The sequence below is a fragment of the Neobacillus drentensis genome, assembly GCF_036962765.1.
Taxonomy (GTDB): domain Bacteria; phylum Bacillota; class Bacilli; order Bacillales; family Cytobacillaceae; genus Neobacillus; species Neobacillus drentensis_C.
Map to the genome: position 1 here is coordinate 1 of NZ_JBALOS010000246.1, position 11,451 is coordinate 11,451.

Here is an 11,451-nt window from a genome sequence, read left to right on the forward strand (position 1 = left end):
GACTAGGACTTCCATTATAGAGGTCCTAGTGTAATTAACGTTATCACTTCAAATACAAATTAGTTGGATATGCTCCACTAAAACAGGCAATACAACGGTTGCTAGTATCTGCCAGATCTACATCAACTGCCTCTAATAATCCATCGGTACTTAAAAAGGCTAATGAGTCTGCTCCAATCACACTTCCCATTGCTCGTTCATGTTCATGTTTGTTAGCAAAAAGTTCTTCTTTTGTTGGCATATCCACTCCATAAAAACAAGGATTTCTTACCATAGGGGAACTAATTCGTACATGGACTTCTTTTGCACCTGCTTGACGAATCAATTGAACAATTCTCTTGCTTGTCGTTCCACGTACAATCGAATCATCAACAAGGACTACCCGTTTATCCTCGAGAATTTCACGAACAGCACTTAATTTTAGACGTACGGCCAAGTCCCGTAATTCTTGGGTTGGTTCAATAAATGAACGACCGGCATAGGGGTTTTTGATAATTCCCATTTCATATGGAATTCCTGATTGTTGGGCAAAACCCATTGCTGCAGGGACACTTGATTCTGGAACAGCAACGACAACATCAGCTGGAGTAGGATGTTCTTTTGCTAAAATTTGTCCTAATTCTTTTCGGATGGATAAAACACTTCTTCCATGAATCACACTATCTGGACGAGCAAAGTAAACAAATTCAAAGGAGCAAAGGGAAACGTCACCTTTTGCAGCAAATCTGCCGGTTTTAATTCCCGTCTCGTCAACAAGAAGCCATTCTCCCGGTTCAACATCCCTCCAGAACGTAGCATCCACCGCATTAAGTCCACATGTTTCTGACGACGCGACAATGGATTCACCAATTTTTCCGAGGCTAAGGGGACGTAAGCCATGACGATCTAGGGCAATCAGCATTTGTTTTTCTGTCATGATCAGCAAAGCAAAGGAACCGTCAATCCGCTTAAGAACTTCAGGTCCAGTTTCATTAAAATATTTTTTACTGGAACGGGCTATTAGGTGAGCAATAATTTCTGTATCAGTAGTTGTCTGAAAGATGGCACCCTGTTGCTGGAGAACCTTCCGTTCGATATTGGCATTCACTAGGTTCCCGTTATGGGCAACAGCCAAATCGCCCTCACTGTACTTAAAAACAAGAGGTTGTGCGTTTTGTAGTAAACTTGCACCAGAGGTAGAATATCGTACATGACCGATGGCCATATTTCCGCTTAGTCCATCAAGGATCTCACGTGAAAATACTTGGGTAACTAATCCCATTCCCCTGTGATGCCTGAATGATTTTCCATCACTAGCCACAATTCCTGCACTCTCCTGGCCGCGGTGTTGAAGTGCATGAAGTCCATAATATGTTAAATGTGCTGCTTTGGGGTGATTAAAAACTCCAAATACACCGCATTTCTCCTTCATTTCTGAATCCATTTGTGTATTCCTCCCGTTGATTTCATTTCATTATTTTTGGCGAAAGTAGAATTTTTATCCTTTTGATTGTCTAGTTGAAATTGTATTAGTTTTGTAAATGATAGAAGTTTTTTTGATTAAAAAAGTAAATGAGTGCATTTCAGGAAAACCTAAAATGATGAAAAGCTTAAAAAAGGATGAAGGAGGAAAAATGCTTTGACAGTCATTAAACCCTGCTCAACGATTGGTATCTTAGGGGGAGGCCAGCTAGGAAGAATGATTTCAATTGCTGGTAGAAATATGGGATATCGCTTCATTACTTTGGATCCGACACCTGACTCACCATGTGGACAAGTTGCAGATCTTCAAATCACAGCTCCCTATACTGAGCTCAAAGCTGTTAAAGATCTAGCCGATTCCTCAGATGTTATTACTTATGAATTTGAAAATGTAGATTCTACTATAACCTCCATTTTAGAAACTACATCCTTTGTACCTCAAGGAAGCGAACTGCTCAAAATAACCCAAAATCGTATCCTGGAAAAATCCACCTTAAAGTCCTTTAATGTGAGAGTAGCTCCTTTCTTGGTTATACATTCGGAAAATGACATTAAAACGGCTATAGATCGTATGGGATTGCCTTACATAATGAAAACAGCTACAGGGGGTTACGATGGGAAAGGGCAATGGGTTATAAAAAGCAGGGATGACATACCAATTGCGATTGAGGCTTGGCAAAAGGCAGGGATGGACATGATCATCGAGCAATTTATCCCGTTCTGCAAAGAATTATCGGTGATTGTTGCCCGAAATATCCAAGGTCAAACAAAGACTTTCCCAGTAGTTGAAAATATCCATATTAATAATATCCTGCATCAGTCCTTCGTTCCTGCAAGAATTACCGATGAGCAAAGGATTCAAGCGGAAACTGAAGCATTAAAAATAGCTGACTCCTTACAAGTAGTAGGATTAATTGCGATCGAAATGTTCCTTACGAATGATGGTGAAATTATCGTAAATGAGTTAGCACCAAGACCTCATAATTCCGGGCATTATTCAATGGATGCATGTATTACTTCTCAATTTGAGCAGCATATTCGGGCAATATGTGGACTTCCCTTAGGAGATACTACTCTTTTAAGTCCGATTATAATGGTTAATATTTTAGGTCAGCATTTAAGTAAAGTGCTAGATGAAATAGATCAGCTTCCTCCAACAGCCAAACTACATTTATACGACAAAAAGGAAAGCGTAGAAAACAGGAAAATGGGTCACATTAATTTTTTAGGTTCAAATCTCGAGCAAATAGACAAGCAAATTCAGGAACTTGGAATTTGGTCATAAGGGGACGTGGATTAGAGTCGTCCTGCTAAAATCATTACCAACGAGTGAAAAGAGTGAAAAAATAATGGAAAAATTAGAACAGCTTTATGAAGGAAAAGCGAAAAAAGTGTACAAAACATCAGAACCAGGAAAGTATTGGATTGAATATAAAGATGATGCTACTGCCTTCAATGGCGTGAAAAAAGGGCAAATTGCAGGAAAAGGAACTCTAAATAATGAGATTAGTGCCATTTTCCTAAGTTTGTTAAAAGAAAAAGGCGTGGAAAATCATTTTATTAAAAAGATTTCATTAACAGAGCAGATTGTTCAGCAAGTAGAGATTATCCTGATAGAGGTTGTTGTTAGAAATATAGCGGCTGGCTCACTTGCAAAAAGATTGGGATGGGAGGAAGGGAAGGAACTCCCAAAAACAATTGTGGAATTCTACTATAAGAATGATGAGCTGGGGGACCCTTTGATTAACAATGATCATATTGCCATTCTTGAGCTCGCTTCAGAACCAGAATTGGTTGAACTTCGAAAACAAGCCCTGAAAATCAATGAGATTTTAAAAGAGTATCTTTTAAACAAAGATATTATCTTAGTTGATTTTAAATTAGAGTTTGGAAAAACCCCAGCAGGCACTATTATCTTAGCGGATGAAATCTCTCCGGATACGTGTCGATTTTGGGATGCCCATACAGAGGAAAAGTTAGATAAGGATCGGTTTAGGCGTGATTTAGGGAACGTTCAGGAAGCTTATCAAGAAATATTAAGGAGAATTGGGGGTAGTGTCAATGTTTAAAGCAACGGTTTATGTAACCTTAAGAGAAAGTGTGTTAAATCCACAAGGTAATGCAGTTCATGAGTCGCTGCATTCGCTTGGATATGATGAGGTTGGCGATGTACGAATAGGTAAATATATGGAGCTTGAAATTAATAGTGATGATCAAAAGGCGGCAGAAGAACGAGTAAAGGATATGTGTGAGAAGCTGTTAGCCAATACCGTGATTGAAGACTTTCGTTTTGATCTTACCAAGCAGGAAGGATAGGAGGGGAATAATATGAACTTTGCAGTACTGGTTTTTCCTGGTTCAAATTGTGATGTAGACATGTATAAAGCAGTGTTAGATACGATTGAACAGTGTGTCGAATATGTATGGCATCTTGAAACGGACCTATCAAAATATGATGCGATCCTTGTTCCAGGTGGATTTTCCTATGGCGATTATTTGCGGCCAGGGGCTGTTGCGAGCTTGTCTCCTGTCATGGAGCAGGTAAAAATAGCGGCTGAAGAGGGGAAATTGATTCTTGGTGTCTGTAATGGATTTCAAATTCTAACTGAAGCGAATCTTTTGCCTGGTGCTTTGCGAAGAAATCAACGATTAAAATTTCATTGTGACACTATTGATTTAAAAGTAGAAAACAACCAAACTCCGTTCACATTAGACTATCAGGAAGGTGAAACGATTCGTATTCCCATTGCCCATGGCGACGGAAATTATTTTTGTGATCAAAAGACGTTGGATCAATTAGAAAAGAACAATCAAATCGTATTCAGATATAAAGGGACGAATCCAAATGGGTCGATTTCTGAGATTGCAGGTGTGATCAATGAGAGAGGAAATGTTTTAGGATTAATGCCCCACCCGGAACGTGCGGTTCATAAATGGCTGGGAACAGATGACGGAAAACGTATGTTTTCATCTATTTTAAGTTACTGGAGGAAACAACATGGTACAGCATAAAGAACCAACACCTGAGCAAATCGCCCAGCAAAAGGTCTATCGGGAAATGGGATTAACCGATGAAGAATTTGATAAAGTAATCGAAATTCTTGGGCGAAAACCAAATTATACGGAAACGGGCATATTTAGTGTCATGTGGTCCGAGCATTGCAGCTATAAAAATTCAAAGGTTGTTCTCAAACGTTTTCCGACTTCCGCACCACACGTTTTACAAGGTCCTGGAGAAGGAGCAGGTATTGTTGATATCGGTGATAATCAAGCCGTCGTGTTTAAAATTGAAAGCCACAATCATCCTTCAGCCATTGAGCCTTATCAAGGTGCGGCTACAGGTGTAGGCGGTATCATTCGTGATGTTTTTTCCATGGGTGCTCGCCCGATCGCTTTATTGAACTCGCTGCGTTTTGGCGAACTTGATAACCCAAAAACCAAATATATCTTTGAAAATGTGGTTGCGGGTATTGCCGGATATGGTAACTGTATGGGCATTCCTACAGTTGGTGGTGAAATCTACTTTGATGCTTCCTATGAAGGCAATCCCCTGGTGAATGCCATGTGTGTGGGTTTAATCAACCATGATGAAATTCAAAAAGGCGTCGCTAAAGGGATTGATAACCCAGTCATTTATGTTGGAGCTGCTACCGGCAGGGATGGAATTCATGGAGCTACGTTTGCTTCAGAAGAGTTGAGTGAAAATTCCGAAGTAAAACGTCCAGCCGTCCAAGTGGGCGATCCTTTTATGGAAAAATTACTGCTGGAAGCCACTCTTGAATTGATCGCCTCTGGTCATGTGGTCGGGATACAAGATATGGGGGCGGCAGGGCTATCTAGCTCCAGTTCTGAAATGGCCAGTAAAGCGGGAAATGGCGTTGAATTGGATCTTGATCTCGTTCCACAGCGCGAAAAAGGAATGAATGCCTACGAAATGATGCTCTCCGAATCACAAGAAAGAATGCTGGTCGTTGCGAAAAAAGGAAAAGAGGGGGAAGTAAAAAAGATATTTGATAAATGGGGACTCCACTCTTCTGTGATCGGCAAAGTGACTGATGATAACCAACTCCGTTTACTTCACAAGGGAGAGATCGTGGCGGAAATCCCCGCAGACAAGCTTGCAGAAGATGCGCCAGTGTATTGTAAGCCATCGAAAGAGGCACCGTATTACGAACAATATTCATCATTAGGCATAACAGCATCCATTGAAGAACCAAAGGATTATAATTCTGTTCTGCAGCAATTGTTAGCATCGCCTACGATTGCTAGTAAAGAGTGGGTATATCAACAGTATGACTATATGGTTAGAACAAATACGGCTGTCATACCTGGATCGGATGCGGCTGTCGTTGCAATCCGTGGAACACGGAAAGCCTTAGCGATGACAACGGATTGCAACGGAAGGTATGTTTATCTTGATCCGTTTGTTGGAGGAGCTATCGCGGTAGCCGAAGCGGCCCGTAATGTAGTTTGTTCCGGTGCGGAGCCTTTAGCTATTACCGATAACTTGAACTTTGGAAGTCCGGAAAAGCCGGAAATCTTCTGGCAGTTTGAAAAGGCAGCGGATGGAATTAGTGAAGCGTGCCGTCAACTCAATACTCCCGTTATTGGTGGGAATGTCAGTTTATATAATGAGACAAAAGGAGTAGCTATTTTTCCAACACCAACCATTGGCATGGTAGGGTTAATTAAGGATATCGACCATATTACTACTCAAGAATTTAAAAAAGACGGAGATTTAATTTTTTTAATTGGGGATACCAAAGCAGAAATAGGCGGGTCAGAATACCAAAAAATAATGACAGGAAAGATCGAAGGGCGCCCGCCGCAGATAAACCTTGATTTGGAAAAGAAGATACAAGCTTTTACCCTTAAAATGATTCAAGAAGGATTGGTGCAGTCAGCTCATGATACAGCGGAAGGCGGTTTAGCAGTTGCTTTAGCTGAAAGCTGTATATGTGGGAAGATGGGTGCCGATATTCAAGTAACCGAAGAACTTCGAACAGACTTTAGCCTTTTTAGTGAATCTCAATCTCGAATCATTCTTTCCGTTGCTCCGGAAAATGCTGAGAAGATGAAGAAAATGGCGCAACAGCAGGAGGTGCCACTAAAAGAAATCGGTAATGTGACAGGTCAGGAACTTTCAATTACACATAATGGTAAGACCGTCATTTCTCAACCGATTACTAAATTGGCAGAAGCCTGGCGAAATGCTATACCTAACATTATGCGTTCGGGATTATTAAAAAAGCTCAACATGCAGGAAATCTCTGCAAGTTTACCGTAAAGGAGAGAAACGAAGTGAGTGATGCATACCGCCAAGCTGGAGTCAATATCGATGCGGGAAATGAAGCAGTTGAACGAATGAAAAAACATGTAAAAAAAACCTTCCGGCCAGAGGTTTTAACGGGACTAGGAGGCTTTGGGGCCCTATTTAAACCAGATTTATCGAAGATGGAAGAGCCTGTTTTTGTTTCTGGTACGGATGGAGTAGGGACCAAATTGAAAATTGCTTTTGCCATGAACAAGCATGATACCATTGGAATCGATGCTGTTGCCATGTGTGTAAATGACGTCATCGTCCAAGGGGCCGAGCCGCTTTTTTTCCTAGACTATTTAGCCTGCGGTAAGATCATCCCGGAAAAAATTGAAGCGATTGTTAAGGGGATTGCAGATGGCTGTGTTCAGGCGGGGTGTTCACTAATTGGCGGGGAAACTGCCGAGATGCCGGGAATGTACCAGGACGAGGAATATGACATTGCTGGATTCACGGTAGGTATGGTTGATCAAAAACATGTTATTGATGGAACAAAAGTAAAAGAAGGCCAAGCACTCATTGGGTTAACTTCAAGTGGTATACATAGCAATGGGTTTTCACTTGTCCGAAAGGTTCTATTGGAGGATGCCAAGCTCTCATTAGGTGATTATTTGGAGGAATTGGGGACTGAATTGGGAAAAGTGTTGCTTGAACCCACCAAAATTTATGTGAAATCGGTCCTTTCAACGATACGGAAATTTAATGTCACTGGAATGGTACATGTAACTGGCGGGGGTTTTTATGATAACATTCCACGAATTTTACCCAAAGGTTTACAGGCTGAAATTAGGGATGGATCATGGAAGGTCCCGGGGATTTTTTCCTTTATCCAACAAAAAGGTAAAATATCTGATTTTGATATGTTCCGAACTTTTAATATGGGAATAGGGATGATTTTAGTAGTCGATACTGCGGACTCTCAGGGGGTTTTGGATCACTTGGAAACGTTGGGTGAAGATGCGTTTGTAATCGGCACAGTGCAAAAAGGAGACGAAGACGTCGTATTCAAGAAGGAGTAAGTATGAAGATTGCCGTTTTTGCTTCTGGTACGGGTTCTAATTTTGCTGCGATTCTGGAATCCATAAAATTAAAAAAAATCAATAACGTTGAAGTGGTTTTACTGGTCAGTGACCGTCCTGAAGCCATTGCAGTCCGCAAGGCTATGAATGAATCAATCCCGGTTTTTTCTTTTACTGCAAAAGATTATCCAAATAAACAAGCCTATGAAGAAGAGATACTTGAAAAGTTAACTCAACTGGAGGTTGATTTTATCGTACTGGCTGGATATATGAGACTGCTAGGTCATGTTTTACTTAAAGCTTACGATCGGAAAATAATCAATGTCCACCCGTCTTTATTACCAGCTTTCGCAGGAAAAGATGCCATTGGTCAAGCACTCGATTATGGGGTAAAGGTAACCGGAGTCACGGTCCATTTTGTGGACGAAGGAATGGATACAGGACCGATTATCGACCAGCGTGCCGTAACAATTGATTCGGAAGATACCAGAGAAACATTGATAAAAAAGATTCAGGTGGAGGAGCACACATTATTACCAGAAGTGATCCAAAGACTGGCGAATAAGGAGGCTGCGGAATGACAAGAGCATTGATTAGTGTTTCTGATAAAACTGGTATCTTGGAATTTGCAAAGGGATTACAAGCACTTGGAGTGGAAATTATCTCTACTGGCGGTACGGCTAAGCTGCTTGCTGAAAAAGGTGTACAGGTAACAGGTATATCTGAGGTAACTGGTTTTCCGGAAATATTAGATGGCCGAGTGAAAACCCTTCATCCCAATATTCATAGCGGCCTTTTAGCCATTAGGGATAAGGAAGAACATCGAAAGCAAATCGAGGAGCTTGGCATTCAGCCGATTGATTTGGTTGTCGTGAATTTATATCCATTTAGAGAAACCATCGCGAAACCCAATGTTACATATGAAGATGCAATCGAAAACATTGATATCGGCGGTCCGACCATGCTGCGCTCAGCAGCTAAAAATCATGCCTTTGTTACTGTTGTCGTAGACGCTCTAGATTATCCAATCATCCTGAATGAAATGAAAAATGGTGAAGTAACCATTGAAACGAAAAGCCGATTAGCTGCGAAGGTGTTCCGACATACTGCAGCATATGATTCCTTAATTTCTAATTATTTAACAAAGCAAAGCGGAGAAGAATGGCCGGATCAATTTATCGTTACATTTGAAAAGGCACAAGACTTACGATATGGAGAGAACCCTCATCAAAATGCTGCCTTTTATCAAAACCCCTTAGCGAAATCCGGAACATTGTCCATGGCTGAACAATTACACGGAAAAGAATTATCTTACAATAACATCAATGATGCTGATGCGGCTTTAAAATTAGTAAAAGAATTCGATCAACCAGCAGTTGTTGCGTTGAAACATACAAATCCATGCGGAGTGGGTATCGGAAACACAATTTTTGATGCGTATCAAAAGGCGTATGAATCCGATCCTGTATCGATTTTTGGCGGAATTATTGCCGCAAATCGTAAAATTGATAGGCCAACGGCTGAAAGGGTGAAAGAAATATTTCTTGAAATCATTATGGCACCTGATTTTGATGAAGAAGCTTTGGAACTGTTGAAGGAAAAGAAAAACCTTCGATTGCTTAGAGTTGGTGATTTAAGAATGGAACCCGAACCAGAATTGCTGCTTTCTTCTGTTTCAGGAGGAGTTTTAATTCAAGAAGAGGACGTAAAGCAAATTAGTTCGGAAAGTCTTCGTGTGGTAACCGAAAGAAGTCCTTCGGAAGAAGAAGTGGAACAGCTTCTTTTTGCCTGGAAAGTGGTGAAACATGTAAAGTCCAATGCGATCGTATTGACAAAGGATTTTCAAACAATCGGCGTGGGAGCAGGTCAGATGAATCGGGTTGGTTCAGCCAAAATAGCTATTGAGCAGGCAGGAGAAAAAGCAGCTGGTTCTTTCCTTGCTTCTGATGCATTTTTTCCGATGTCAGACACGGTCGAGGAAGCAGCTAAAGTAGGGATTACCGCCATCATTCAACCAGGTGGATCGATACGTGATCAAGAATCGATTGAAGCAGCAAATAAGCATGGAATCGCCATGGTGTTTACAGGCATAAGACATTTTAAACACTAGGAGGTAAGACGAAATGAAGGTGTTAGTCATAGGGGGAGGCGGCCGTGAGCATGCAATTGTTTGGAAACTGTCTCAAAGTTCTAAAGTTACTCAAGTTTATTGTGCTCCGGGCAATCCAGGGATTGCAGAGTTAGCGGAATGTGTTTCAATCGCTGTTTCAGACATTAAGAAATTAGCGGATTTTGCACAAAAAGAACAAATCGATCTTACTTTTGTAGGACCAGAAGAGCCTCTCTCATTGGGTATTGTCAATTATTTTAAAGAACGGGGTTTAGCGGTATATGGACCTTCAAAGGAAGCGGCATTGATAGAGGGAAGTAAGGCGTTCGCTAAAGAATTAATGATGAAGTATCAGATTCCAACAGCTAAATATTCTTCTTTTACTAACTATGAGGATGCACTCTCTTTTGTCCGCGGTGAAGGGGCACCAATCGTGATCAAAGCGGATGGGTTAGCTGCAGGAAAAGGTGTGGTGGTGGCAAAAACATTGGAAGAAGCCGAAGAAGCACTTCAAAGTATGATGCAAGAAGTTTCCTTTGGCTCAGCGGGGGCGAGGGTGGTTGTTGAGGAATTTTTGGAAGGAGAAGAATTGACCCTGCTCGCTTTTGTGAATAGGAATACTGTAAAGGCAATGGTTCCGGCACAGGACCATAAGGCAGTATATGATTGTGACAAGGGACCTAACACTGGTGGAATGGGAACTTATGCGCCGTTACCACATATTGATCCATTAATGGTTGAGCGGATTATTAATGAAATAGTCGAACCAACGGCAAAAGCTATGGTAGAAGAAGGCTGCCCATATGAGGGAATTCTCTATACTGGTTTGATGCTGACAAAATCAGGTCCAAAGGTCATTGAATATAATGCCCGCTTTGGCGATCCGGAAACACAGGTAGTTCTTCCTCTGTTAGAAACAGATTTACTTGATATTTTGCTGGCAAGTCTCACCGGAGAATTAGAAAATGTAGAGGTGAAATGGAAAGACAGGTCTGCTGTTTGCGTGATTATGTCCTCTGCTGGCTATCCGGGACCATACGAAAAAGGCCTGATAATAAAAGGATTGGACCAAATAACTTATCCGACAATTGTATTCCATGCCGGTACTACTGCAAAGGATGGAGAAATTCTAACAAATGGCGGTCGAGTCCTGGGGATCACTGCCGTTGGAGACCATTTGACGGAAGCGAAAGATTTGGCTTACCAATCCGTAGAAAAGGTATCTTTTATAGGTGCTCATTACCGAACAGATATAGGATCAAAGGCATTTCGTTGACAATTTTTAGAGGCTTCATAAGCGACCCGAATGAAGGATAAATCTCTTGCTCCAACGGCGTCTTTTGTCCTTCATACCGCTTATGAAGGACAAATATCCAGAGCCTGCGGCGCCTTTTGTCCTTCATACCGCTTATGAAGGACAAATATCCAGAGCCTGCGGCGCCTTTTGTCCTTCATTCCGCTTATGAAGGACAAATCTCTTGCTCCAACGGCGTCTTTTGTCCTTCATACCGCTTATAAAGGACAAATATCCAGAGCCTGCGGCG

10 protein-coding genes are annotated in these 11,451 nt (G+C 41.4%); 9 read left to right on the plus strand and 1 reads right to left on the minus strand.

What is annotated here, in order from left to right:
• Positions 1–43: 43 nt before the first annotated feature.
• Positions 44–1,423, minus strand: coding sequence for an amidophosphoribosyltransferase (gene purF, locus V7137_RS25150; RefSeq protein WP_335700608.1), 1,380 nt, complete (start codon positions 1,421–1,423; stop codon positions 44–46).
• A 195-nt stretch (positions 1,424–1,618) separates the two neighbouring features.
• Here purF and purK point away from each other — a divergent pair, with 195 nt between their 5' ends.
• From purK to purD, 9 genes are all read left to right on the plus strand, one after another.
• Positions 1,619–2,746, plus strand: coding sequence for a 5-(carboxyamino)imidazole ribonucleotide synthase (purK, locus tag V7137_RS25155; protein ID WP_335700609.1), 1,128 nt, complete (start codon positions 1,619–1,621; stop codon positions 2,744–2,746).
• Positions 2,747–2,810: 64 nt separating this feature from the next.
• Complete coding sequence (gene purC, locus V7137_RS25160; protein WP_335700610.1) at positions 2,811–3,530, plus strand: phosphoribosylaminoimidazolesuccinocarboxamide synthase; 720 nt, start codon at positions 2,811–2,813, stop codon at positions 3,528–3,530.
• Complete coding sequence (gene purS / locus V7137_RS25165; RefSeq protein ID WP_335700611.1) at positions 3,523–3,777, plus strand: phosphoribosylformylglycinamidine synthase subunit PurS; 255 nt, start codon at positions 3,523–3,525, stop codon at positions 3,775–3,777. The genes purC and purS overlap by 8 nt, the downstream gene beginning before the upstream one ends.
• A gap of 12 nt (positions 3,778–3,789) precedes the next feature.
• Entirely contained in the window at positions 3,790–4,473 is a 684-nt protein-coding gene (purQ, locus tag V7137_RS25170) for a phosphoribosylformylglycinamidine synthase subunit PurQ (RefSeq protein WP_335700612.1), read from the plus strand.
• A complete protein-coding gene (gene purL, locus V7137_RS25175; RefSeq protein ID WP_335700613.1) occupies positions 4,460–6,748 on the plus strand; it encodes a phosphoribosylformylglycinamidine synthase subunit PurL in 2,289 nt (762 codons plus the stop codon). The genes purQ and purL overlap by 14 nt, the downstream gene beginning before the upstream one ends.
• Positions 6,749–6,762: 14 nt before the next feature.
• Entirely contained in the window at positions 6,763–7,797 is a 1,035-nt protein-coding gene (gene purM / locus V7137_RS25180; protein WP_335700614.1) for a phosphoribosylformylglycinamidine cyclo-ligase, read from the plus strand.
• A gap of 2 nt (positions 7,798–7,799) precedes the next feature.
• Positions 7,800–8,378: a phosphoribosylglycinamide formyltransferase gene (gene purN / locus V7137_RS25185; RefSeq protein WP_335700615.1), complete on the plus strand. Its 579-nt coding sequence runs from the start codon at positions 7,800–7,802 to the stop codon at positions 8,376–8,378.
• A complete protein-coding gene (purH, locus tag V7137_RS25190) occupies positions 8,375–9,907 on the plus strand; it encodes a bifunctional phosphoribosylaminoimidazolecarboxamide formyltransferase/IMP cyclohydrolase (protein WP_335700616.1) in 1,533 nt (510 codons plus the stop codon). Before purN ends, purH begins: the two co-directional genes overlap by 4 nt.
• Positions 9,908–9,920: 13 nt before the next feature.
• Positions 9,921–11,183 (plus strand): phosphoribosylamine--glycine ligase, encoded by a 1,263-nt coding sequence (gene purD, locus V7137_RS25195; RefSeq protein ID WP_335700617.1) that lies wholly within the window; start codon positions 9,921–9,923, stop codon positions 11,181–11,183.
• Positions 11,184–11,451: the final 268 nt, after the last annotated feature.

Excerpts from the sequence above, each read along its gene's own strand:
- purF (WP_335700608.1), bottom strand. The coding sequence starts at position 1,423 with ATGGATTCAGAAATGAAGGAGAAATGCGGTGTATTTGGAGTTTTTAAT.
- purC (WP_335700610.1), top strand. The coding sequence starts at position 2,811 with ATGGAAAAATTAGAACAGCTTTATGAAGGAAAAGCGAAAAAAGTGTAC.
- purS (WP_335700611.1), top strand. The coding sequence starts at position 3,523 with ATGTTTAAAGCAACGGTTTATGTAACCTTAAGAGAAAGTGTGTTAAAT.
- purQ (WP_335700612.1), top strand. The coding sequence starts at position 3,790 with ATGAACTTTGCAGTACTGGTTTTTCCTGGTTCAAATTGTGATGTAGAC.
- purL (WP_335700613.1), top strand. The coding sequence starts at position 4,460 with ATGGTACAGCATAAAGAACCAACACCTGAGCAAATCGCCCAGCAAAAG.
- purN (WP_335700615.1), top strand. The coding sequence starts at position 7,800 with ATGAAGATTGCCGTTTTTGCTTCTGGTACGGGTTCTAATTTTGCTGCG.
- purH (WP_335700616.1), top strand. The coding sequence starts at position 8,375 with ATGACAAGAGCATTGATTAGTGTTTCTGATAAAACTGGTATCTTGGAA.
- purD (WP_335700617.1), top strand. The coding sequence starts at position 9,921 with ATGAAGGTGTTAGTCATAGGGGGAGGCGGCCGTGAGCATGCAATTGTT.